Raw genomic sequence first — 24,392 nt, 5'->3', positions numbered from 1 at the left:
TAGGTCCGTGTGCGTCCGGTCACCCGGACGAGTGCCCGGGCACGCTACCGCACGGCGCGCGCGGCGGGAGCGCCCGGTCGGGCCGAGTCCGCGGACCGAAAGCGGTTCGTAACCAGCGCCCTCGGTTACGTAAACTGTGCGTCGTGACCGACACGACGAACCAGCGCCCCGTGAGCACCACCGGGGACGATGCGGCAACCCTCCCGACGACCTACACCCCCGCGGACGTAGAGGGCGAGCTGTACGAGCGCTGGGTGGAGCGTGGCTACTTCACCGCGGACGCGAAGAGCGACAAGCCCGCGTACACGATCGTCATCCCCCCGCCGAACGTCACCGGCGCGCTGCACCTCGGCCACGCCTTCCAGCACACGCTGATGGACGCGCTGACCCGCCGCAAGCGCATGCAGGGCTTCGAGACGCTCTGGCTGCCCGGCATGGACCACGCCGGCATCGCGACCCAGAACAAGGTCGAGCAGCAGCTCGCCGAGGTCGGCCTGTCCCGCCACGACCTGGGCCGCGAGGCCTTCGTGGAGAAGGTCTGGGACTGGAAGAAGAGCTACGGCGGCCGCATCCTCGGCCAGATGCGCCGCCTCGGTGACGGCGTGGACTGGTCGCGCGAGCGCTTCACCATGGACGAGGGCCTGTCCCAGGCCGTCCAGACCATCTTCAAGCGGCTGTTCGACGACGGCCTGATCTACCGCGCCGAGCGCATCATCAACTGGTGCCCGCGCTGCCTCACCGCGCTGTCCGACATCGAGGTGGAGCACGAGGAGGTCCCCGGCGAGCTGGTCTCGATCCGCTACGGCGACGGTGACGACTCGATCGTCGTCGCCACCACCCGGGCCGAGACGATGCTGGGCGACACCGCCGTGGCCGTCCACCCGGACGACGAGCGGTACCGGCACCTGATCGGCCGGACCATCAAGCTGCCGCTGACCGACCGGGAGATCCCGGTCGTCGCCGACGAGCACGTCGACCCGGAGTTCGGCACCGGTGCCGTCAAGGTGACGCCCGCGCACGACCCGAACGACTTCGCCATCGGCCAGCGCCACAACCTGCCGAACCTGACGGTGATGGACGAGCGCGGTGCGATCACCGTGCACGGCCCCTTCCTCGGCCTGGACCGGATGGAGGCCCGCTCGGCCGTCGTCGGCGCGCTGCGCGAGCAGGGCCGGATCGTCGCCGAGAAGCGCCCGTACATGCACGCCGTCGGCCACTGCTCGCGCTGCCACACGGTGGTCGAGCCGCGGCTGTCGCTGCAGTGGTGGGTCAAGGTCGAGCCGCTGGCCAAGGCCGCCGGTGACGCCGTCCGCGACGGCAAGGTGGAGATCCACCCGAAGGAGCTGGAGCGCCGCTACTTCGACTGGGTCGACAACATGTACGACTGGTGCATCTCGCGCCAGCTCTGGTGGGGCCACCGGATCCCGGTCTGGTACGGCCCGGACGGCGAGGTCGTCTGCGTCGGACCGGACGAGCAGCCGCCGACGGGCGAGGGCTGGGTGCAGGACCCGGACGTCCTGGACACCTGGTTCTCCTCCGGCCTGTGGCCGTTCTCCACGCTCGGCTGGCCGGAGAAGACCGCCGACCTGGAGAAGTTCTACCCGACCGACGTCCTGCTGACGGGCCACGACATCATCTTCTTCTGGGTCGCCCGGATGATGATGTTCGGCCTGTACGCGATGGACGGCGAGGCGCCGTTCAAGACCGTCGCCCTGACCGGTCTGGTGCGCGACGAGTTCGGCAAGAAGATGTCGAAGTCCTCCGGCACCGCCGTGGACCCGCTGGACTGGATGGACGCCTACGGCGCCGACGCCGTCCGCTTCACCCTCGCCCGCGGTGCCAACCCGGGCGCCGACGTGCCGATCGGCGAGGACTGGGTCAAGGGCTCGCGCAACTTCTGCAACAAGATCTGGAACGCGACCCGCTTCGCGCTGATGAACGGCGCCACCGTCGAGGGCCCGCTGCCCGCGCCGGAGGAGCTGACCGCGGTCGACCGCTGGATCCTGTCGCGGCTGAACGCCACCGTCGCCGAGGTGGACGCGCTGTACGACGACTACGAGTTCGCCAAGGCCTCGGACGCGCTGTACCACTTCGCCTGGGACGAGGTCTTCGACTGGTACGTCGAGCTCTCCAAGACCACCCTGGCCAAGGGCGGCCCGCAGGCCGACGCCTCCCGCCGGGTGCTGGGCGAGGTCCTGGACGTCACCCTGCGGCTGCTGCACCCGGTCGTCCCGTTCGTGACCGAGGCGCTGTGGACCACGCTCACCGGCGCCGAGTCGCTGGTCGTCTCCGAGTGGCCGAAGGACAGCGGCTACCGCGACGCGGCCGCCGAGTCGGAGATCGCCACGCTGCAGCAGGTGGTCACCGAGGTCCGCCGGTTCCGCTCGGACCAGGGCCTGCAGCCCGCGCAGCGCGTCCCGGCCCAGCTGGACCTGGCCGGCACCGTGCTGGCCGTCCACGAGGACGCGATCCGCTCGCTGCTGCGGCTGACCGCGCCCGAGGAGGGCTTCGCGGCCACCGCCTCGCTGCCGGTGGCCGGTGCCACCGTGTCGCTGGACCTCTCCGGCACCATCGACGTCGCGGCGGAGCGCAAGCGCCTCGCCAAGGACCTCGCGGCCGCCGAGAAGGAGAAGACCCAGACCACCGCCAAGCTCGGCAACGAGGCCTTCCTGGCCAAGGCGCCGGACGACGTGGTCGCCAAGATCCGGGGCCGCCAGGAGGCCGCCGAGGCCGACATCGCCCGGATCACCGCCCAGCTCGCGGCGCTGCCGCAGGGCTGAGCCCGCACCGCCCCTGGAGGGGCCGCACCCCGCGCGTCGCGGGGTGCGGCCCCTCGGCGTTGTCCCGGCGCGCCCGTTTTCCGCGCGCCGTTTTCGTCGCGTCCGAAAGGACGGCCGCTACGCCTAATAGAGCAGCAACATTGCTCCCTTCCGGCGAATATTCATCCTGGACCGGGTGAGGTCCTATTCCGAGCGAATTGATTCCGGTCTTGCCCGCGCGCGTTCGCGGAAGTTTCCAGGTCGGATGTGTACGGTGTGCTCGGAGTTTCCGAAGGTGTTTCGGCTGAGCGTTCCTGCTGAGCGACGGACGGGAGGGCATGGCGTGCTGGTGACCCAGGAGTTGGCCGAGGAACTGCCTGCCGAGGCGGTCGAGGAGGCCAAGGCCAGGGCGGCGACCCTGCTGCTCGCCTTCCGGCACGGCAACCAGCTCGCGTTCGACCACGAGCTGGACCTCCTGCTGGCGGAGAACGCCGAGCGGGAGGTGACCACTCTGCTCACCTGGATCGCCGCCGAGGCCGTCCGCAAGGCGTACGCCCCCGAGGTCGGTGACCGGGTGCTGCGGGCGATGGCCCGGCGGGCCCCGGAGGACAGCGCCGCGGTCCAGGTGGACGAGGAGACCGCGAACGCCGCCCAGTTGATCGAGGCGGTGGCGGACGGCCGGGTGGCCGAGGTCCGCGGCCTGGTCGCGGCGACGGCGGACACCACCTACCTGCTCGGCGGCCTGCTGCAGGGCGTCGCGATGATGCTGCCGCTGCTGCCCGAGGGCGAACTGGCCGAGATCACCGCCGAGTTGCGGCGCCGGCACGGCGGCGCCGCGCACGTCCCGGAGGCCCGGGCCGGAGTCTGACCCAAGTCCCTTGCAGGAAAGGGGACTTACCGCACCAGGCGGAGCGGGCGGGCCCTATGCGGCCAGCGGGGCCGCCGCGGCGGCGTCGTGCTCGGCCAGTGCGGCGGTCAGCGCCGCGATCCGGGCCGAGGCGAGGCCGTCGCCGTACGGGCTCGGGGTGGCGGCCAGCCGGGCCAGCCGCTCGGGGGTGTCGGACAGCCAGGCGCGGGCCAGCGTGCCCAGCTCCTCGCCGGGCCGCACCAGCGCGGCGAAGCCGGCGTCGACGGCCTCCGGGCGCTCGGTGGAGCGGCGCACCACCAGCAGCGGACGGCCGAGCACGGTGCACTCCTCCTGCACGCCGCCGGAGTCGGAGACCAGCAGCGCGGCGTGGCCCGCCAGGCCCAGGAAGTCGCCGTAGCCGACCGGCTCGGTGACGGCCAGGCGCTCCAGCAGGGCGTCCAGCCCGAAGCGCCCGACGGCGGCCCGGGTGCGCGGGTGCATCGGGAACAGCACCGGGGTGCCGGCCCGGGCGATCCGGTCCAGCTCGGCGAGCACGGCGCCGAGCGCCTCGGCGGTGTCGGTGTTCTCGGGCCGGTGCACGGTGGCGAGCACGTACCCGTCCGGGCGCAGCCCGTGCGCGGCGAGCAGTGCGGCCCGGGCCGTCGGGTCCGGCAGCTGACGGCGGACCACCTCGACGACGGTGTTGCCGGTGAGCTCGATCCGCCCCCGGTCGAGGGACTCGGCGCGCAGGTTGGCGACGTTCTCCTCGGTGGCGGCGCAGAGCAGGTCGGAGACGTGGTCGACCATCACCCGGTTGTGCTCCTCGGGCATCGCCCGGTCGAAGCTGCGCAGCCCGGCCTCGACGTGCACCAGCGGGATCTCCCGGGCGTTGGCGGCCAGCGCTCCGGCGAGGGTGGCGTTGGTGTCGCCCTGGACGACGACGGCGGCGGGGCGGTCCTCGGCGAAGGCGGCGTCCAGCTGGCCGAGGGACTGGGCGATCTGGCCGGCCCGGGGGCGGCCGCCGACGCCGGTGAGCAGTTCGGGCTTCGGCAGGTCGAGGTCGCGCAGGAAGCGGCCGGACATCGCCTCGTCCCAGTGCTGGCCGGTGTGCACCAGCCGGGTGGCGTCGCCGAGTTCGTGGATCAGCGGGGCGAGCTTGACCAGCTCGGGGCGGGTGCCGAGGACGACGGCGACGCTGTTCGGGGGCAGGCACGTGCTCATGCGGGGGCTCCGGTGGGACGACGCGTGGGTGGGGGAGTGGGGGCTCAGGATTCGAGCGCGGTGGGGGAGCCGACGGCGACCTTCTCGGCGTTGCGCCGGGTCTTGGCCCAGCCGTTGCGGCCGAGCAGCAGTCGGACGGCGGCCCGGGTGGCGACCACGAAGAGGTGGTAGGCGTAGAGCCAGACCAGGATGCCCCAGAGCAGTCCGGTGAGCCGGCCGCGGTCCGGGTGGGCGACCTTGCGGTAGGCGAGGCCCCAGAACACCATCGGCAGCGTGGCGAGCACGAAGGCGAGCAGCATCCACGGGCCGAAGCGGAGCTGGAATGCGGCGGTCTCGGCGGGGAAGAGCACCAGTCCGGCGGTGGTGATGGCGAGCGAGAGCGGGAACAGCAGCACCAGCAGCACGCAGACCACCGGCTGCAGGAACGTGTAGAGCACCTCGGCCTTGCCGGAGGCGGTGTAGTGCGGGGAGCGCAGCACCCGGCCGGTGTAGCGCAGGCACTGCATGTTGCCCTGGGCCCAGCGGGTGCGCTGGGTGAGGAAGCGGCGCAGCGAGATCAGGCCCTCCTGGGAGACCTGGGCCTCGGTGACGTGGGTGAGCCGCCAGCCGGCCAGCCGCAGGTCGAGGCCGGACTCGTAGTCCTCCAGCAGGGCGCGCTCGGGCCAGGGGCGGCCGGCCCGGCCCTCCTCGGCGGTGAGCGAGTCGAGCGCGGTGAGCCGGACGAACTGGCCGTTGCCGCCGAGGCCGACGCTGCCGGTGCGGCGGCGCAGCAGCTGCATGCCGGCGTTGTTGGCCTGGAACTCGATGTCCTGCATCCGGACCAGGGCGCGGGCGAGGGCGTTGGCGGTGCGGCCGCGGCCGGGCAGCGGGCGTTCGTCGTCGGCGTTGCGCATCCGCACGCCGATCTGGACGGCTCCGGTGTCGGGGCGGCCGAGGGCCTTGGGGTTGCTGACCTGGCCGAGGGTGCCGGGGTCGAGCTGCCCGTCGGCGTCGACCACGCCGACGACCACCCGGGAGCGGTCGGTGGCCGGGGGGAGCCAGGCGGAGATCTCGCGGTAGGCGGCGTTGAGCGCGGCGCCCTTGCCGATCCGGGCGTGCGGGCGGCGGCGCTGGACGAGGTGGATCCGCCGGTCGCGGGCGGCGGCGGCGAGGACGAGGTCGCGGGTGGCGTCCTCGCTGTCGTCGTCGATCACCCACAGGTGGGCCTCGGGGGCGACGGCCCGCAGGCCGTCCAGGGTCTGGGTGACCACGGCCTCCTCGTCGCGGCAGGGGATCACGAGGTGCCACTGGAAGGCGGCGGGGTCGCCGGGCGGGGCCGGGCGGCTGTGCCTGAAGGCGTGGCGGGAGCCGGCCCAGTAGACGAGGAAGCGCCCGAAGACGAAGGCCATGTAGCCGACGAGGGCCAGGGAGATCAGTCCGGCGAACCAGACGACGGCGTTCTGGCGGAGCACGAACCAGTCGTGCAGGGCGTCGGGCATGGCGCAGTGCTCCTCGTGATCAAAGGCTGTCAGCTCCTGTGGGTTGCGAATCGATGCCTCATTGCTATCAAAGCTCGCTAAATCGATAGTAAAGGGAGCAAACTCGGGAAGCAGGGCAAAGCCGGGGCAAAGTGGTCGTTCTCACCCCGCCGGCCGCCGCGCGGGGCTCCCCGCGGGCGCCGTCGCCCTCGCCCTGTGAGGACGGGCCGCCACCGCTCCGTAGACTGTGGACGTGAGCGACAAGGCCGACCCGAATCCGTACACCCTCCGCCCCGCCGACGGCGACAGCGCCAGCACCGGCGACGCCCTGCGCGACGTCGAGCTGGAGCTCTCCAAGCGCTGGCCGGAGAACAAGCTGGAGCCCTCGCTCGACCGGATCGAGGCGCTGATGGACATCCTGGGCCAGCCCCAGCGGTCCTTCCCCTCCATCCACATCACCGGCACCAACGGCAAGACCTCCACCGCCCGGATGATCGAGCAGCTGCTCAACACCTTCGAGCTGCGCACCGGCCGCTACACCAGCCCGCACGTGGAGAGCGTCACCGAGCGGATCAGCCTGGACGGCCTCCCGATCAGCCCGGAGCGCTTCGTCGAGGTCTACCGCGACATCGAGCCGTACGTGCAGATGGTCGACGCCGCCCAGCCCGTCCCGATGTCCTTCTTCGAGGTGCTCACCGCGATGGCCTACGCCGCCTTCGCCGACGCCCCGGTGGACGTCGGGGTGGTCGAGGTCGGCATGGGCGGCTCCTGGGACGCCACCAACGTCATCGACTCCGCGGTGGCCGTGATCACCCCGATCGGCCTGGACCACACCGACAAGCTCGGCGACACCACCGGCGAGATCGCGGTCGAGAAGTCCGGGATCATCAAGTCCGGCGCCGTCGCCGTGGTCGCCCAGCAGCAGCTGGACGCCGCCCAGGTCATCCTGCGCCGGGCCGTCGAGGTGGACGCCACCGTCGCCCGCGAGGGCATGGAGTTCGGCGTGATCCGTCGTGAGCTCGCGGTCGGCGGCCAGCTGGTGACGCTGCGCGGGCTCGGCGGCGAGGAGTACGAGGACGTCTTCATCCCGCTGCACGGCGAGTACCAGGCGCACAACGCCGCGCTGGCGCTGGCCGCGGTCGAGGCCTTCTTCGGCGTCGGCGGCGCCCGCGGCGGGCAGCTGGACGTCGACAAGGTCCGCCAGGGCTTCTCCGGCGTCTCCTCGCCGGGCCGCCTGGAGGTCGTCCGCCGCAGCCCCACGATCATCCTGGACGCCGCGCACAACCCGCACGGCGCCCGGGCCACCGTTTCCGCGATCAACGAGTCCTTCGGCTTCACCCGCCTGGTCGGCGTGATCGGGACCTCGGGGGACAAGGACGTGGCCGGCGTGCTGGAGGCCTTCGAGCCGATCCTGGCCGAGGTCGTCATCACCCAGAACTCCACCCACCGCGCGATGGACGTGGACGCCCTCGCGGCCCTGGCCGTCGAGATCTTCGGCGACGACCGGGTCCAGGTCGAGCCCCGCCTCGACGACGCCATCGCCGCGGCCGTCACCCTGGCCGAGGAGGAGGGCGACCTCGGCGGCGCCGGGGTGCTGGTCACCGGTTCGGTCATCACGGTGGGCGAGGCCCGCCTGCTGCTCGGGAGGAAGTGACATGAGGACGCTCTGCTCCTCGACGCTGATCGGCGAGGCGTTGCTGATCATGTTCGCGGCGCTGGTCGCGATGCAGCTCTCCAGTGTCTCGACGGCCGCCGTGTGGATCGTCAGCGGCATCGCGATGGCGCTCTGCATCGCGCTCTGCGGCATGATCAACCGCCCCGGCGCGGTGCAGATCGGCTGGGCGCTGCAGATCGGCCTGATCGCCAGCGGCTTCGTCCTGCCGACCATGTTCGGCCTCGGCGTGGTCTTCGCCGGCCTGTGGTGGTGCTCGGTGCACTACGGCCGCAAGGTCGACGCGTTCAAGGCCGCCCGCGCCGCCGCCGAGGCCCAGGCCGCCTGACGCCGGTCGGACGGGGGGAACCGACCGGTCGTTCACGCAAGGTAACCTCTGCCCCATACCGCATGCCGTACCGCATCCCCAGGAGACGCACCGTGTCCCAGCGCACTCTCGTCCTGCTCAAGCCCGACGCCGTCCGCCGCGGCCTGGCGGGCGAGATCATCAGCCGCATCGAGCGCAAGGCCGGCTGGCAGCTGACCGCCGTCGAGCTGCGCACCTTCGACCGGGAGACCCTGGAGACGCACTACGCCGAGCACGTCGGCCGCCCGTTCTACGAGCCGCTGCTGGAGTTCATGACCTCCGGCCCGTCGATCGCGATGATCGTCGAGGGCGAGGAGGTCGTGAAGGGCATCCGGATGCTGGCCGGCGCCACCAACCCGCTGGAGGCCGGCTCCGGCACCATCCGCGGCGACTACGCGACCATCACCCGCGAGAACCTGATCCACGCCTCCGACTCCCCGGAGTCCGCCGAGCGCGAGATCAAGATCTTCTTCCCCGCGAACGCCTGACACCGGCGCCCGCCTGCGGGCGACACGCCCCGGCAGGACGTTGGTACTGCCCCGGTCGGGACCATTGGCCCGGCCGGGGCATTCTTATCGTGAAATAGGGAACTGGGAACGCCGACACGGCGTCCCAATGCTCGGAGAAGCGATCACGCTCCGGACAATGGACGGTATGCCCCGCGTCGATGTCCGTGCCGTGCGGCGTGACTACGATGGACGCGACTCAAGGGCCCGGTAAGGCAGCTCAGCTGGCTCCGCCCAAGCGTGGGCGTGCATCCGTCCACCCCTCAAGAACTCCGAGCCCGGGAAGGCACCCACACCCCATGGCGAGCAACCTGTCGTTCATCGGCCGCGACTTGGCGATCGACCTCGGAACAGCCAACACGCTGGTGTACGTCAGGGGCAAGGGGATCGTCCTCAACGAGCCGTCCGTCGTCGCGGTCAACACCAACACCGGCGGCATCCTGGCGGTCGGCGCCGAGGCCAAGAAGATGATCGGCCGCACGCCGGGCAACATCGTCGCCATCCGCCCGCTCAAGGACGGCGTGATCGCCGACTTCGAGATCACCGAGCGGATGCTGCGCTACTTCATCCTCAAGATCCACCGCCGCCGCTACCTCGCCCGCCCGCGCGTCGTGGTCTGCGTGCCCTCCGGCATCACCGGCGTCGAGCGCCGCGCCGTCATCGAGGCCTCCTCGCAGGCCGGCGCGCGCCAGGTGCACATCATCGAGGAGCCGATGGCCGCCGCCATCGGCGCCGGCCTGCCCGTCCACGAGGCCACCGGCAACATGGTCGTCGACATCGGCGGCGGCACCACCGAGGTCGCCGTCATCTCCCTCGGCGGCATCGTCACCGCCCAGTCCATCCGGGTCGCCGGCGACGAGCTGGACAACGCGATCGTCCAGCACATCAAGAAGGAGTACTCGCTCCTCCTCGGCGAGCGCAGCGCCGAGCAGATCAAGATGAGCATCGGCAGCGCCTTCGGCATGGAGGGCGAGAAGGACGAGCACGCCGAGATCCGCGGCCGCGACCTGGTCAGCGGCCTGCCCAAGACCGTGGTCATCTCCGCCGCCGAGGTCCGCGCCGCCATCGACGAGCCGGTCAACTCGATCATCGACGCGGTCAAGACCACCCTCGACCAGTGCCCGCCCGAGCTGGCCGGCGACGTCATGGACCGCGGCATCGTGCTCACCGGCGGCGGCGCCCTGCTGCGCGGCCTGGACGAGCGGCTGCGCCGCGAGACCGGCATGCCGATCCACATCGCCGAGAACCCGCTCGACTCCGTCGCGCTCGGCTCCGGCAAGTGCGTCGAGGAGTTCGAGGCGCTCCAGCAGGTACTGGACGCCTCGCCGCGCCGTTAGCACCACGACGACAACCCGACACTCGACTGAACGGGCCGCCGCCCGGGCCCCACAGCCCCGGGCGGCAGCCAGGTACGAAGGGGCAGTACCAGCACCGTGAGGGACACACGAGAGAGCCGGCTGCTGCTCATCCTGCTGGTGGCCGTCGCCTTCGCGCTCATCACCGTGGACATCAAGGGCGGTGAGGACTCCCCGCTCGGCCCGGCCCGGCACGCCGCCGCCAGAGTCCTCGGCCCGGTCGAGCGCGGCGCCGCCGACGTCGTGGACCCGGTCGCGAACACCGTCCGCGCCTTCCGCGACGCCGCCACCGACAGCGGCCGCACCGACCAGCTCGCCCGCGAGAACACCGAACTGCGGCAGAAGCTCGCCTCCTCCGACATGGCCGCCGGGCGCACCAAGCAGCTGGACGACCTGCTGCGCACCGCCGGCGCCGGCGGCTACACCGTCAAGGCCGCCCAGGTCATCGCGATCGGCCCGGCCCAGGGCTTCTCCTGGACCATCACCGTCGACGCCGGCAGCGACGACGGCCTCACCCGCGACATGACCGTCATCAACGGCCAGGGCCTGGTCGGCCGGATCACCACGGTCGGCCCGACCACCGCCACCGTGCTGCTCGCCTCCGACCCCGGCTTCACGGCCGGCACCCGGCTGGAGGGCAGCGGTGAGATCGGCTTCGCCTCCGGCGGCGGCGACAGTCCGATGAAGGTCTCCCTGCTCAACGGCAAGGCCCAGGTCAAGGCCGGCGACCGGCTGGTCACCTTCGGCTCGCAGAGCGGCCGCCCCTTCGTACCCGGCGTGCCGGTCGGCAAGGTCACCGAGGTCCAGGCCAACGCGGGCCAGCTGACCAAGACCGTCCTGGTCGAGCCCTTCGTCCAGTTCACCCGGCTGGACCTGGTCGGCGTGGTGGTCGTGCCGCCGCGGGCCGACCCGCGCGACGCCGTGCTGCCGCCCGCCCCCACCCCGGGGCAGAGCCAGGCCCCCGGCGCGCCCGCCCAGCCGCAGACCTCCGCGCCCGCCGCGCCGCCCGCCAAGCCCACTGGGGGGAACTGAGCCATGCGCCTCGCCCGCATCCCCGTCTCCGCCGTCCTGATCCTGCTCGGCCTGATCCTCCAGGTCAGCGTCTTCGGCCGGCTCCAGCTCCCGGGGGCCACCCCGGACATACTGCTGCTCGTCGTGGTCGGCCTGGCCATGGTCTACGGGCCGACCGGCGGCTGCCTGGTCGGCTTCTCGGCCGGCCTGCTCGCCGACCTCGCGCCGCCCTCCGACCACGCGATCGGCCGCTACGCGCTGGTGCTCTGCCTGATGGGCTACGCCGCCGGGCTGCTGCGCCCCGAGCACGGGCGCCAGCGCTCCGTCTCCAGCGCGCTGCTGGTCGTCGGCGCGGCGGCGATCGCCTCCACCCTGCTGTACGCGATGGTCGGCGCCCTGGTCGGGGACACCGCGGCCCGGCACGTCGGCCTCGGCGGCCTGGTGATCAGCGCCCTGCTGTACGACCTGCTGCTGGCCCCGTTCGTGGTGCCGCTGGTGATGCTGCTCGGCCGCCGCTTCGGGCGCGACCCGGTGACCGCCGCCAGCGACGACGACGAGGGCGGTCCCGGGCTGGGTTCGCTGGCCCGCTACCGCACCACGCGCGATGTCTCCAGCGGCCCGTCGTACAAGAAGCGGCGCGTGCCCGGCTTCGCCCGGCGCCCGTAACCCGCCCGGCCCGGCCCCGCGGGCCCTCAGGCCCGTCCGGTCCGTTCGGCCCCAGACCTCTTGACCCCCCCGCACCCCTGGAGCGCACGAGACGTGAGCAACATCCCCGAGACCGGCCGTACCCGGCGGGTGACGATCCGTCTGGTGGTGCTGCAGATCCTGGTGCTGTCGCTGCTCGCCACCCTGGGCGGACGGCTCTGGTACCTGCAGATCCGCAACGCCAAGGAGTACACCGCCAAGGCGACCGGCAACCACATCCGCGAGGTGGTCGAACCGGCCGTCCGCGGCGAGATCCTGGACGCCTCCGGGCGGATCCTGGCCGGCAACGAGACCCGGCTGGTGGTGTCCGTCAGCCGCACCTCGCTGCTCCAGCAGAAGGACGGCGGCAAGGGGGTGCTCGGCCGGCTCGCCGAGGTGCTCGGGATGCCCGCCAAGGACGTGCAGGAGAAGGTCCGGCTCTGCGACGCCAAGACCCAGCAGCCCTGCTGGAACGGTTCCCCCTACCAGCCGATCCCGGTCACCAAGGAGGCGACCACCCAGCAGGCGATGCAGATAATGGAGCGCCGCGAGGACTTCCCCGGGGTCACCGCGCAGCCCACCGCCGTGCGCCGCTACACCGGCGTCGAGGGCGCCAACATGGCCCAGGTGCTCGGCTACCTCTCGCCGGTCACCGACGAGGAGGTCAGCAAGACCGCCGCCAAGAGCGGCCTGGACCGCTACCTGCCGGCCGACCAGATCGGCCGGGCCGGCCTGGAGTCGGTGTACGACCGCGACCTGCGCGGCACCGCGGGCATCACCAAGCTGGCGGTCGACAACCTCGGCCGGGTGATCGGCACCGCCGGCAGCGTCGCCCCGCAGACCGGCGACAACCTGGTCACCAGCATCGACGCCCGGGTGCAGAAGGTCGTCGAGGACAACCTGGCGCAGGCCATGAACGACGCCAGGAACACCTTCGACAAGGTCACCAACCGCAACTACGAGGCCGACTCCGGCGCCGCCGTCGTGATGGACGTGCACACCGGACGGATCGTCGCGATGGCCAGCGCCCCGACCTACGACCCCAACCTGTGGGTGGGCGGCATCAGCGGCAAGGACTACCAGTCGCTGACCAGCAAGGACTCCAACTTCCCGCTGCTGAACCGGGCCATACAGGGTCAGTCCGCCCCCGGCTCGACCTTCAAGGTCGTCTCCACCACCGCCGCCGTGCAGGCCGGCTACTCGCTGGACGGCACCTACGCCTGCCCCAAGAGCCTCACCATCGGCGGCCGCGAGTTCAAGAACTTCGAGAGCGAGAACTTCGGCTCCATCTCCCTGGAGAAGGCGCTGGAGGTCTCCTGCGACACCGTCTTCTACGGCCTGGCGTACGACCAGTGGATGAAGGACGGCGGCATCAAGCCGAAGAACCCGGGCGACTGGTTCTTCAAGACCGCCCACGAGTTCGGCCTCGGCGCCAAGACCGGCATCGACCTGCCGGCCGAGGTCCCCGGCCGGGTGCCGGACCGGCAGTGGAAGCAGTCCTTCTACGACAACAACAAGGACGCCTGGTGCGCGCAGGCGCAGAAGGGCGGCAACAGCTTCTCGGACCAGATCGCCCGGGAGAACTGCGTCGACGGCTACCAGATGCGCGCCGGTGACGCCGTCAACTTCGCGATCGGCCAGGGCGACACCCTCGTCACCCCGGTCCAGATGGCTCGGATCTACTCGGCGCTGGCCAACGGCGGCACCTTCTACCGGCCGACCATCGCCAAGGCGGTGATAAGCCCGAGCGGGGACCTCGTCCGCGAGATCGCCCCGCACGAGGACGCCAAGTTCCCCGGCGACCAGAAGCTGCTCAGCTACATCGACCAGGCCACCGCGGGCGTCATCACCAGCGGCACCGCCGCCTGGAAGTTCGCCGGGGCCGGCTGGCCGCAGAACAAGATCGAGCTGCACGCCAAGACCGGCACCGCCGAGGTCGAGGGCAAGCAGACCACCTCCTGGCTGACCACGTACAGCAAGGACTACGCGGTCGTCATGACGATCAGCCAGGGTGGCACCGGCTCCGGCGGCTCCGGCGACGCCGTCCGCCGGATCTACCAGGCGCTGTACGGCGTGGACGACAAGGGCAACATCGACAACAGCAAGGCGCTGCTGCCCGCGCCGCAGAGCCAGCTGCCGAAGTTCAACCCGGACGGCACCGCGATCATCAAGCCGGCCTCCTACGACGCCGGGGCGGTGCAGGGGACGGGCGCGCCGGTCGCCCAGCCCGCGCAGCTCGCCCAGCCCTCCCAGCCCGCGCAGCCCGCTCAGGCCGCCCAGCTCGCCCCGCTCGCTCCGGCGCAGGCCGGCGCGGTCGCGGCCGCGCAGGTGGACCACGACCCCGCGGTGGCCTTCCTCGATCCGACGCCACCGGCCGGCAGCCCGGCGCCGTACACCGCGGTCGACGCCGCGCTCGAACCGAACCGCCCGGGAAGGGGACGGGCATGACCTCCTACGGCTCGTACCGCCAGCTGCGGCTGAGCCCCCAGCGCAGCGGGGTCTCCAAGGCCCTGGCCAAGGACTCCCCGCTCTGGCGGCTGGACTGGATACTGCTGCTGGCCGGCCTGGCCCTCTCGCTCGTCGGCTCGCTGCTGGTCTGGTCGGCCACCCGCGGACGCGACAACCTCACCCACGGGGACCCGCAGTACTTCCTCTACCGGCACCTGACGAACTTCGTGATCGGCCTGGTGCTGTGCGCCGTGGTGATAGCGATAGGAGCCCGGCGGGTCCGCACCCTGGTGCCCTTCGTCTACGTCGGCGTGATCCTGCTGCTGCTGGCGACGCTCAGCCCGATCGGCTCGACCGTCAACGGCGCCCACTCGTGGATCCAGCTCGGCGGCGGCTTCTCCGTCCAGCCGGCCGAGTTCGCGAAGATCGCCATCATGCTGGCGATGGCCGTCGTGCTGTCGGACCAGGTGGACGCGGGGGAGCGGGAGTTCCCCTCGCACCGGGCGGTGTTCCGGGGCCTGCTCTGGGCCTGCCTGCCGATGGGGCTGGTCCTGCTGATGCCGGACGCCGGGTCGGTCATGGTGATGTCCGCGATCGTGCTCGGCATCCTGCTCGGCTCCGGCGCCGCCAACCGCTGGGTGCTCGGCATCCTCGCGCTCGGCGTCGGCGGCAGCATCGCGATCTGGAAGCTCGGGCTGCTCAGCCAGTACCAGATCGACCGCTTCGCCGCCTTCGCCAACCCGCAGCTCGACCCCAACGGCGTCGGCTACAACACCGCCCAGGCCCGGATCGCGATCGGCTCGGGCGGGCTGACCGGCAAGGGGCTGTTCCACGGGACGCAGACCATCGGGCAGTTCGTGCCGGAGCAGCAGACCGACTTCGTGTTCACCGTCGCCGGTGAGGAACTGGGCTTCGTCGGGGCACTGGCGATCATCGCGCTGGTCGGCGTGATCCTCTGGCGGGCCTGCCGGATCGCCCGCCAGGCGACCGACCTGTACGGGACGATCGTGGCGGCCGGGGTGATCGCCTGGTTCTCCTTCCAGGCCTTCGAGAACATCGGGATGTGCCTGGGCATCATGCCGGTCGCGGGCATCCCGCTGCCCTTCGTCTCCTACGGCGGCTCCTCGATGTTCGCGGTCTGGATCGGCATCGGGCTGCTCCAGGCGGTGCGCAGCCAACGGCCGATAGCGGCCTGAGCGTTCGGCTCCCAGGGCCGGTCCGGATTCCTTCGGACCGGCCCTTCTCCTTTCCCTGGAGGGAAGTTGACGGACCGTCAGGCGCTCTGGCTGTGCAGCAGGCAGTCCGCGGCGGTCAGCACCGCCCGGGTCTGGTGGGCCAACTGCTCCTGGACCGGCACCCAGCGGGCGCCGAAGCGGTGGCGCAGCCGGTCCAGGCTGTCCGCGACCACGGCGCGGGCGCGCTCCCGGGTGGCCTCGGCGGCCGGGCCGCGGGCGTCGGCGAGCAGCCGCAGCAGGACCGAGGCCACCCGCAGCGGCAGCCGGGCGGCGACCAGCCCGGCCGTGGTCGCCCGGGCGGCGCTCAGCGGTGCGGGGCACCACAGCTCCAGCCACTCGGCGGCGACCCGCGGGGCCACCGCCAGGTTGAACTCGGCGGTGCGCAGCAGCGGGCCGTACTCCTCCCGGGCCTGTGCCGGGACGCGGGCGAGCAGCGCGGAGAGCTGCTCGGTGCGGAGGGTGAGCTCGCGGGCGGCCTCGCCGACGACCCGCGGCCCGGCCGGGTGGACGCGGGAGTCGCCGACCGCGTCCACGGCCCACATCGGGACCTCCAGGACGGCGGTCACCGCGCCGTGCCGGGCCGCGTACGACCAGGTGGACAGCTCGGGCTCGTCCGGCAGCGCCCGGGGCGTGTCGGTGCTGCCGGGCGCCGGCATCAGATAGGTGCCGGGGGCGGGGCTGGACCAGCCGACGGCGTCGTAGGAGTCCACGTCGAGCGGGATACCGGCCCGGTCGGCGGAACGGGCGAAGCGCTCGGCCAGGCCGTGCACCGGGCCGGTCAGCTGGACGAAGGCGCCGCCGAAGTCCACCCCGTGCAGCGAGCACTGCAGGAAGGGGCGCAGCTCGTCGATCAGCCCGGTCAGCGCCAGGCTCTCCGGCATCGGCGGGCGGCCGGAGCCGGGGGCGGGCAGCAGTTCGGGCTGCTCCTCGAAGGCGGGGCGGAAGAAGTGCTCGTAGTGGCGGCCCATGGTGAGCGGGCCGTCCAGCCAGCCGGCGTTGAGGGCGGCGCCGTCCGGGTCCAGGCACAGCAGCAGGTGCCAGGACAGGCCGGGCCGGGCGGGGCGCTCCAGCAGTACCTCGGCCAGCCGGACGGCGGCGGCGGTGCCGATCGGCTCGTTCGGGTGCGGGCCGCCGACCACCAGGGCGGTGCGCGGCCCGCGGTCCACCGAGAGCAGCAGCAGCGGGCGCCCGGCCCGGGAGCGGCCCACCTCGCGCAGCCGGCAGCGGTCGGGGTGGCGCAGGGCGAGGCGGCGGGCCGCGCACTCGGCCTGGGACGGTGTGGGGTAGCGGGCGGGCCGGGCGTCGGGGGTCCGCAGGGTCAGGGGCCGGACCCGCCGACCGGTGTCGGTCATGGTTCTCCTTGCGACCGGTCGCACGGCCGCCGGGGCGCGCGGGCGTGCCGCGCCGCCGGACGCGGCCTTGCGGGCCGGGGACGGGCTCTGCGGGGCCGGGGGAGGGGGCCGCGCGGGGACGGGGGAGGGCGTGCTGGGGCGAGCGGGCCGCCGGGGAATCGGCGTTGGCCGAGCGTACGACCCAACTCCCCTCTCCGGAAGGGGCGCAGGGCCTCGGGCAGGGCCCTGTCAGTACCGCACGGGCCCTCCGGGCGTGTCAACGGCGGACGACGCCGGGCGGCGGGCGCGCACCGCGCGTGCCGGGGCGGTCACCGGTGGGCGCGGAACGCACCGGAGCGCGCGGTCGGGCGCCGGTGGCCCGGATCGGTCGTTCCCCGGATTGGGCTACTCTTGAGGGTCACCCCTCCCGTGCCGACTCGCGGCACCGAATCACGTCGTAAGGGTTCCTAGTACATGACTGTCGAATCGGTCTTCCCACGCCTGGAGGCCCTCCTCCCGCACGTCCAGAAGCCGATCCAGTACGTCGGCGGCGAGCTCAACTCGACCGTCAAGGACTGGGACGCCTGCGACGTCCGCTGGGCACTGATGTACCCCGACGCCTACGAGGTCGGGCTGCCCAACCAGGGCGTCATGATCCTCTACGAGGTGCTCAACGAGCGCGAGGGCGTGCTGGCCGAGCGCACCTACAGCGTCTGGCCGGACCTCGAGGCGCTGATGCGCGAGCACCGCGTCCCGCAGTTCACGGTGGACGCCCACCGCCCGGTCAAGGCCTTCGACGTGTTCGGGCTGTCGTTCTCCACCGAGCTCGGCTACACCAACATGCTGACCGCGCTCGACCTGGCCGGCATCCCGCTGGAGGCCAAGGACCGCACCGACGAGGACCCGATCGTCCTGGCCGGCGGCCACGCGGCGTTCAACCCCGAGCCGATCGCGGACTTCCTGGACTGCGCGGTGATCGGCGACGGCGAACAGGCCGTCCTCGACATCACGGAGATCATCCGCGCCTGGAAGGCCGAGGGCCGTCCGGGCGGGCGCGACGAGCTGCTGCTGCGCCTGGCGCGCACCGGCGGGGTGTACGTGCCGAAGTTCTACGACGTGGAGTACCTGGCCGACGGCCGGATCGGCCGCGTCGTGCCGAACGCCCCGGGCGTGCCGTGGCGGGTGTCCAAGCACACCGTGATGGACCTCGACGAGTGGCCGTACCCCAAGCAGCCGCTGGTCCCGCTCGCGGAGACGGTGCACGAGCGGATGTCCGTGGAGATCTTCCGCGGCTGCACCCGGGGCTGCCGCTTCTGCCAGGCCGGCATGATCACGCGCCCCGTGCGGGAGCGAAGCATCACCGGCATCGGCGAGATGGTCGAGCGCGGGCTCAAGGCGACCGGCTTCGAGGAGGTCGGCCTGCTGTCGCTGTCCAGCGCCGACCACACCGAGATCGGCGACATCGCCAAGGGCCTGGCCGACCGCTACACCGAGGACAAGATCGGCCTGTCGCTGCCGTCCACCCGCGTCGACGCCTTCAACATCGACCTCGCCAACGAGCTGTCCCGCAACGGGCGCCGCTCGGGCCTCACCTTCGCCCCCGAGGGCGGCAGCGAGCGCATGCGCAAGGTGATCAACAAGATGGTGTCGGAGGAGGATCTGATCCGCACCGTCGCCACCGCCTACGGCAACGGCTGGCGCCAGGTGAAGCTGTACTTCATGTGCGGCCTGCCCACCGAGACCGACGAGGACGTGCTCCAGATCGGCGAGATGGCGAAGAACGTCATCCAGAAGGGCCGCGAGGTCACCGGCCAGAACGACATCCGCTGCACCGTCTCCATCGGCGGGTTCGTGCCCAAGCCGCACACCCCGTTCCAGTGGGCCCCGCAGCTGTCCGCCGAGGCCACCGACGCCCGCCTGGCCAAGCTGCGCGACTCGATCCGCGGCGACCGCAAGTACGGCAAGAACATCGGCTACCGCTACCACGACGGCAAGCCCGGCATCGTCGAGGGCCTGCTCTCCCGCGGTGACCGCCGGGTCGGCGCGATCATCCGCGCGGTCTACGAGGACGGCGGCCGCTTCGACGGCTGGCGCGAGTACTTCTCGTACGACCGCTGGATGGCCTCCGCCGAGAAGGGCCTGGCCGGCACCGGCGTCGACGTCGACTGGTACACCACCCGCGAGCGCTCCTACGAGGAGGTGCTGCCCTGGGACCACCTGGACAGCGGCCTCGACAAGGACTGGCTGTGGGAGGACTGGCAGGACGCCCTGGAGGAGGTCGAGGTCGACGACTGCCGCTGGACGCCGTGCTTCGATTGTGGCGTGTGCCCCCAGATGGACACCAAGATCCAGATCGGCCCGACGGGCAAGAAGATGTTGCCGCTGACGGTCGTCAACAAGTAGGCGGCGCAGGCCTTTCGACCCCCGTTCGGAGTGTTCCGGGCGGGGGTCGGTCGTGGGCGGCTGACCAGGGGCGGAGCGAAGGGGGTGGCGGGGCGCGTACCCTTTGGGGTGACAGAGTCCGGACAGTGGCGGGTTTGCGCCGCGCCGGACGGGGACAATTGACCAAAGGACTGAGCGACCCTGGCACGCCGCACGCCCGACGGTCCGCCTCCCGCGCCGACGGTGCAGCGGATTCGTCTCCGCTACACCAAGCGCGGCCGGCTCCGCTTCACCAGCCACCGTGACTTCCAGCGCGCCTTCGAGCGCGCCCTGCGCCGGTCCGCCGTTCCGATGGCCTACTCGGCAGGCTTCACCCCGCACCCCAAGGTGTCCTACGCGAACGCGGCCCCGACCGGGGTGGCGAGCGAGGCGGAGTACCTGGAGATCGGCCTGGCCGCCGTGCGCGACCCGGAGCAGCTGCGGGCGCAGCTGGACGGGTCGCTGCCGGACGGACTGGACGTGATCGACGCCGTGGAGGTGCGGACGCCCAACTTCGTGGAGCGCCTGGAGGCCTCCGAGTGGTTGGTGCGTCTGGACGGCGTCGAGCCGGCCGAGGCCGCCGAGGCGGTCCGCAGGTTCCTCGCCGAGGAGAAGGTCGAGGTCGAGCGCCGGACCAAGAACGGCGTGCGGGTCTTCGACGCGCGCGGTGCGGTGGCGGCGCTCGAGGTCGTCGAGCCGCAGGTCGACGGCGGTGCGGACACGGCGGTCGGAACCGACCGCGATGTTCGGACCGGCCGTGCCTGTGCGATACTGCGCCTGGTAGTACGACACGCCACACCCGCCGTACGACCCGACGACGTATTGTCCGGTCTCCGTGCGACGGCCGACCTGGCGCCGCCGGTCCCCGCAGAGGTGACCAGGCTGGCGCAGGGGCCGCTCGACGAGGAGTCCGGCACGGTGACCGACCCGCTGGCGCTCGACCGCGCCGCGGCCCCCGCCGGCTGAGAAACGGCCGGCGGGCCGCGCGCTACCGCGTCCGCCTAGTGGGCGGAGGCCGGGTCCAGTGCCTCACTGGACCCGACGGTCCTCCAGGGTTCCCGCGGCTCCCCAGGGGAGCGAGCGTCGTCGCAGCACAGGCCTGCCACCCGGGGCCCGCCGACCAGGACGGTCGGTGGGCCCGGGACCCCGTCCGGGAGCCACCCGGGGTTGGGGGAGGGCTCAGCTTGGGAAAAACTCAGAAGACTGGTCAGACCAGAAGACTTTCGACACCCCGCGCAACGTGGGGCGCCGAGCGAGACTACGAGCCCCTGTGCGGCCTCGCGTCCGCGCGGCGGCACCGTCAAAGGGTCCGGCCCGAGCATCGTCGAGATGCCGGCCGCCCGCTGGTGCCGTGCCGTGGCCGGATGCGGAGCCCGGGGGCCTGACGGGAGATCCACCCGCATGCTCGATAACACCGATCCGCAGCAGTCTGCGGCCACGGAACAGAACGAATCCACCGCGACCGGTGGCGAGGGCGCGTCCGCCGCGCCGCCGCGCCGTCGTCGCCGGGCGGTGTCCCGCCCGGCGGGCACCCCGCAGGGTGCGGCCGCCGAGACGGCCGAGACGGTCGTCCCGGTCGAGACGGCGGTCGTACCGGCCGAGGTGCCCGCCGAGGCGGCCCCGGCGGCCGAGAAGCCGGTCCGGGCCCGCCGGACCCGCAAGCGTGCCGAGGCTCCGGCCGGTGCTCCGGAGGAGACCGCCATCGTGGTCACCGCGCCGGAGGCCGAGAAGGCGGAGGCCGAGAAGAAGGCCACCGAGCCGAAGGCCGAGGAGAAGGCGGAGAAGCCCGTTCGGGCCCGTCGGACCCGCAAGAAGGCCGAGGCCCCGGTCGAGGAGCCGGTGGCCGAGGCCGCCGCCCCCGCCGAGACCCCCGCGCCGGTCGCCGAGCCGGTGGCCGAGGAGGCCCCGGCCGCTCCGGCCCGCCGCCCGCGCCGCCGTCGCGTGGTCGAGGCCGCGCCGGTGGTCGAGGCCCCGGCCGAGGAGCCGGTGGCCGAGGAGCCCGCCGTCGAGGAGGAGCCTGCCGAGGAGGAGGCCGTCGAGGCCGCCGCCGAGGCTCCGGCCGTCGCCGCCCCCGCCCCGGTCGCCGAGGCCGAGCCGCACCACCGGGTGCGCCGCCGCGCCGTCCGCCCGGCCACCGCGGTCTTCCAGGCCCCGGTGTTCCAGGAGCCCGCCCCCTACGTCGCGCCGACCGCGCCGCAGCAGCCCGCCGCCGCCCCGGCGCAGGTCGAGGCCCCGGCCCCGGCCCCGGCCGCGGCCGAGCGCGCGGAGGAGGACGAGTTCGAGTACAGCGGTGTCGGCCGCCGTCGCCGGGTCCGTGCCCGGGTCGAGCCGGGCCGCCGCAAGCCGGCCGCCGAGGCATCGGCCAAGGCGTCCGCCAAGGCCCCGGTGAAGGCCCCGGTGAAGGCCGAGCCCGTCGCCCCCGTCGAGGTCCCGGTCGTCGAGGAGCCCGTCGTGGCGGCCCCCGTCGCCGGTCCGGAGGCCGAGGACGAGTGGGAGGACGGCCGTCCGTCCCGCCGCCGCCGTCGGGGCGGCCGTCGTCGCCGCCGTGGTGAGGCCGAGGACTTCGAGGCCGCCGAGGCCGTCGAGACCGAGCAGCCCGCCGCCGAGGAGCCGGTCCGGGTCGCCGTCGTCGACGAGGAGGACGAGGACGACGACGACCTGGCCGCCGGCCTGTCCTCGTCGCGCCGCCGTCGCCGTCGTCGCCGCCGCAGTGGTGAGGCCGGCGCCGTCGAGGCCGCCGAGACCACCGAGGACGGCGTCCGCACGGTGGTGAAGGTGCGCGAGCCGCGCCGCCGCTCCACCGAGCCGTCCTTCGACCCGGACGAGGTGCAGTCCATCAAGGGCTCGACCCGTCTGGAGGCGAAGAAGCAGCGCCGCCGCGAGGGCCGCGAGCTGGGCCGCCGCCGGGTGCCGATCATCACCGAGGCCGAGTTCCTGGCCCGCCGGGAGTCGGTCGAGCGCGTCATGGTGGTGCGCCAGAACGGCCAGCGCACCCAGATCGGCGTGCTGGAGGACGGCGTGCTCGTCGAGCACTACGTCAACAAGGAGCAGGCCACCTCGTACGTCGGCAACGTCTACCTGGGCAAGGTCCAGAACGTGCTGCCGTCCATGGAGGCCGCCTTCGTCGACATCGGCAAGGGCCGCAACGCGGTGCTGTACGCCGGCGAGGTCAACTTCGGCGCGCTGGGCCACGGCGGCCCGCGCCGGATCGAGTCGGTGCTCAAGTCCGGCCAGTCCGTGCTGGTGCAGGTCTCCAAGGACCCGATCGGCCACAAGGGCGCCCGCCTGACCAGCCAGATCTCGCTGCCCGGCCGCTACCTGGTCTACGTGCCCGAGGGCTCGATGACCGGCATCTCGCGCAAGCTGCCCGAGAACGAGCGCGCCCGCCTCAAGCAGATCCTGAAGAAGATCGTCCCGGACGACGCGGGCGTGATCGTGCGCACCGCCGCCGAGGGCGCCTCCGAGGAGGAGCTGACCCGCGACGTCCAGCGCCTCCAGCAGCAGTGGGAGGACATCCAGAAGAAGGCCGCGACCGGCAACGCCCCGGCGCTGCTGTACGGCGAGCCGGACATGACCGTCCGGGTCGTCCGCGACATCTTCAACGAGGACTTCACCAAGGTCATCGTCTCCGGTGACGAGGCGTGGAGCACCATCCACGACTACGTCTCCAACGTGGCCCCGGACCTCGCCGAGCGGCTCCAGCGGTGGACCTCCGAGGTGGACGTGTTCGCCACCTACCGGATCGACGAGCAGCTGATGAAGGCGCTGGACCGCAAGGTCTGGCTGCCCAGCGGCGGTTCGCTGGTGATCGACCGCACCGAGGCGATGGTCGTCATCGACGTCAACACCGGGAAGTTCGTCGGCCAGGGCGGCAACCTGGAGGAGACGGTCACCCGGAACAACATCGAGGCGGCCGAGGAGATCGTGCGCCAGCTGCGGCTGCGCGACCTCGGCGGCATCATCGTGATCGACTTCATCGACATGGTCCTGGAGTCCAACCGCGACCTGGTGCTGCGCCGCCTGCTGGAGTGCCTGGGCCGGGACCGGACCAAGCACCAGGTGGCCGAGGTCACCTCGCTGGGCCTGGTCCAGATGACCCGCAAGCGGGTCGGCCAGGGCCTGCTGGAGTCCTTCTCCGAGGCCTGCGTGCACTGCAACGGCCGCGGTGTGATCGTCCACATGGAGCAGCCGAGCGCCCACGTCCACGCCCCGGCGGCCGCCGCCGTCGAGGCCGGCTCGGGCAGCGGCAAGCGCCGTCGCCGGGGCAAGGGCGGCGCGGGCCACGAGGAGCCGCAGGCCGTCGAGGCCGGGTCGTCGGTGGCCGAGGCCGTCGCCGAGGCGCTCCTGGAGCCCGCCGAGCCGGTGCGCGAGGAGATCGAGGGCCAGCTGGCCCTGGAGGTCCCGGGCGTCGAGCCGCTGACCGTAGAGGCCGTCGTCGAGGCCGCGGTGGTCGAGGCGCCGAAGGCCGTGGAGGCGCCGGTGGCCGAGGCCCCCGCCGCCGCTCCGGCCGGCCGTCCGCGCCGCCGCGCGGTGCGCAAGGCGACGGCTCCGGCCGGCGCCCCGCAGGCCGCCGAGATCGTGGTGCTTCAGGCGAAGGCCGACGCGGCCCTGGAGGCGGCCCTGGCGGCCGCCGCCCCGGCTGCCGAGACCGCCGCCGAGGCCGTGGCCGAGACCGTCGCCGAGGTGGCCCCCGAGGCCGTCGCGGAGGCCGTGGTCGTCGAGACCCCGGCCGCGGAGGCTCCCGCCGACGAGGCCCCCGCCGCGGAGGAGGCGCCCGCCGAGGAGGCCCCGGCGCCGAAGAAGCGGGCCGCCCGCAAGACCACCACCGCGAAGAAGACCGCCGCCAAGAAGACGACGACGGCGGCCAAGAAGACCACCGCCCGCAAGACCGCGACCAAGCGGACGAGCGCGGCGGCCAAGAAGGCCGCGGCCGCCGAGGGTGATACGGCGGCCGAGTAGTGCCCACGCCGGGGGCGGGAGTCCTTCCCGCCCCCGGCCGTACGGGCCGGTTTGCCCCCTGGGCCGCCGGTCCGTATTCTTGACCTTCGGCGTGTCTACGCCGCGCTCCCGAGCACATCACCTTCCCGAGAGTCCCGCGC

The 24,392-nt window shown here is 72.7% G+C and carries 16 protein-coding genes; 13 read left to right on the top strand and 3 right to left on the bottom strand.

Translation table 11 applies throughout. The features are described from left to right. Nucleotides 1–143: 143 nt before the first annotated feature. Nucleotides 144–2,780, top strand: a complete 2,637-nt coding sequence (locus tag ABTY61_RS15320) for a valine--tRNA ligase (protein ID WP_350505453.1) — start codon at nucleotides 144–146, stop codon at nucleotides 2,778–2,780. Nucleotides 2,781–3,102: 322 nt separating this feature from the next. Beyond that, nucleotides 3,103–3,627, top strand: a complete 525-nt coding sequence (locus ABTY61_RS15315; protein ID WP_350505452.1) for a hypothetical protein — start codon at nucleotides 3,103–3,105, stop codon at nucleotides 3,625–3,627. Between the two features lie 54 nt (nucleotides 3,628–3,681). Here ABTY61_RS15315 and wecB read toward each other — a convergent pair whose 3' ends face one another. Further along, on the bottom strand, nucleotides 3,682–4,827 hold the full coding sequence (wecB, locus tag ABTY61_RS15310; protein ID WP_350505451.1) for a non-hydrolyzing UDP-N-acetylglucosamine 2-epimerase: 1,146 nt from the start codon (nucleotides 4,825–4,827) through the stop codon (nucleotides 3,682–3,684). Between the two features lie 44 nt (nucleotides 4,828–4,871). Further along, entirely contained in the window at nucleotides 4,872–6,215 is a 1,344-nt protein-coding gene (locus ABTY61_RS15305; RefSeq protein WP_502895325.1) for an XrtP-associated glycosyltransferase, read from the bottom strand. 322 nt (nucleotides 6,216–6,537) lie between these two features. Here ABTY61_RS15305 and folC point away from each other — a divergent pair, with 322 nt between their 5' ends. The 8 genes from folC to rodA all read left to right on the top strand — a co-directional run bounded on the left by folC (nucleotide 6,538) and on the right by rodA (nucleotide 15,502). Beyond that, nucleotides 6,538–7,938, top strand: coding sequence for a bifunctional tetrahydrofolate synthase/dihydrofolate synthase (folC, locus tag ABTY61_RS15300; RefSeq protein WP_350505449.1), 1,401 nt, complete (start codon nucleotides 6,538–6,540; stop codon nucleotides 7,936–7,938). A gap of 1 nt (nucleotide 7,939) precedes the next feature. Then, nucleotides 7,940–8,284 carry a DUF4233 domain-containing protein gene (locus ABTY61_RS15295; RefSeq protein ID WP_350505448.1) on the top strand — a complete coding sequence of 115 codons (345 nt, stop codon included), beginning with the start codon at nucleotides 7,940–7,942 and terminating at the stop codon, nucleotides 8,282–8,284. A gap of 92 nt (nucleotides 8,285–8,376) precedes the next feature. After that, nucleotides 8,377–8,790: a nucleoside-diphosphate kinase gene (gene ndk, locus ABTY61_RS15290; protein ID WP_350505447.1), complete on the top strand. Its 414-nt coding sequence runs from the start codon at nucleotides 8,377–8,379 to the stop codon at nucleotides 8,788–8,790. A 329-nt stretch (nucleotides 8,791–9,119) separates the two neighbouring features. Further along, complete coding sequence (locus ABTY61_RS15285) at nucleotides 9,120–10,145, top strand: rod shape-determining protein MreB (protein ID WP_317621116.1); 1,026 nt, start codon at nucleotides 9,120–9,122, stop codon at nucleotides 10,143–10,145. Between the two features lie 96 nt (nucleotides 10,146–10,241). Continuing rightward, nucleotides 10,242–11,195 carry a rod shape-determining protein MreC gene (gene mreC / locus ABTY61_RS15280; RefSeq protein ID WP_350505446.1) on the top strand — a complete coding sequence of 318 codons (954 nt, stop codon included), beginning with the start codon at nucleotides 10,242–10,244 and terminating at the stop codon, nucleotides 11,193–11,195. Nucleotides 11,196–11,198: 3 nt separating this feature from the next. After that, complete coding sequence (gene mreD / locus ABTY61_RS15275) at nucleotides 11,199–11,840, top strand: rod shape-determining protein MreD (protein ID WP_350505445.1); 642 nt, start codon at nucleotides 11,199–11,201, stop codon at nucleotides 11,838–11,840. 93 nt (nucleotides 11,841–11,933) lie between these two features. Beyond that, entirely contained in the window at nucleotides 11,934–14,306 is a 2,373-nt protein-coding gene (gene mrdA / locus ABTY61_RS15270) for a penicillin-binding protein 2 (protein ID WP_350505444.1), read from the top strand. Beyond that, nucleotides 14,303–15,502, top strand: a complete 1,200-nt coding sequence (gene rodA / locus ABTY61_RS15265) for a rod shape-determining protein RodA (protein WP_350505443.1) — start codon at nucleotides 14,303–14,305, stop codon at nucleotides 15,500–15,502. Before mrdA ends, rodA begins: the two co-directional genes overlap by 4 nt. Before the next feature lie 77 nt (nucleotides 15,503–15,579). On the opposite strand, the gene ABTY61_RS15260 is transcribed toward rodA, so the two are convergent. Then, a complete protein-coding gene (locus tag ABTY61_RS15260; RefSeq protein ID WP_350505442.1) occupies nucleotides 15,580–16,893 on the bottom strand; it encodes a M14 family zinc carboxypeptidase in 1,314 nt (437 codons plus the stop codon). 453 nt (nucleotides 16,894–17,346) lie between these two features. On the opposite strand from ABTY61_RS15260, the gene ABTY61_RS15255 reads away from it, so the two are divergent. From ABTY61_RS15255 to ABTY61_RS15245, 3 genes are all read left to right on the top strand, one after another. Next, nucleotides 17,347–19,275: a TIGR03960 family B12-binding radical SAM protein gene (locus ABTY61_RS15255; RefSeq protein ID WP_350505441.1), complete on the top strand. Its 1,929-nt coding sequence runs from the start codon at nucleotides 17,347–17,349 to the stop codon at nucleotides 19,273–19,275. A gap of 222 nt (nucleotides 19,276–19,497) precedes the next feature. Then, nucleotides 19,498–20,259: a TIGR03936 family radical SAM-associated protein gene (locus ABTY61_RS15250; RefSeq protein WP_350505440.1), complete on the top strand. Its 762-nt coding sequence runs from the start codon at nucleotides 19,498–19,500 to the stop codon at nucleotides 20,257–20,259. 435 nt (nucleotides 20,260–20,694) lie between these two features. After that, on the top strand, nucleotides 20,695–24,252 hold the full coding sequence (locus tag ABTY61_RS15245; RefSeq protein WP_350505439.1) for an Rne/Rng family ribonuclease: 3,558 nt from the start codon (nucleotides 20,695–20,697) through the stop codon (nucleotides 24,250–24,252). Nucleotides 24,253–24,392: the final 140 nt, after the last annotated feature.

This window comes from Kitasatospora sp. NPDC096128 (assembly GCF_040303105.1).
GTDB lineage: Bacteria > Actinomycetota > Actinomycetes > Streptomycetales > Streptomycetaceae > Kitasatospora.
Note: the sequence above shows the minus strand (reverse complement) of the source record. Positions and strands in the feature narration are given on the sequence as shown.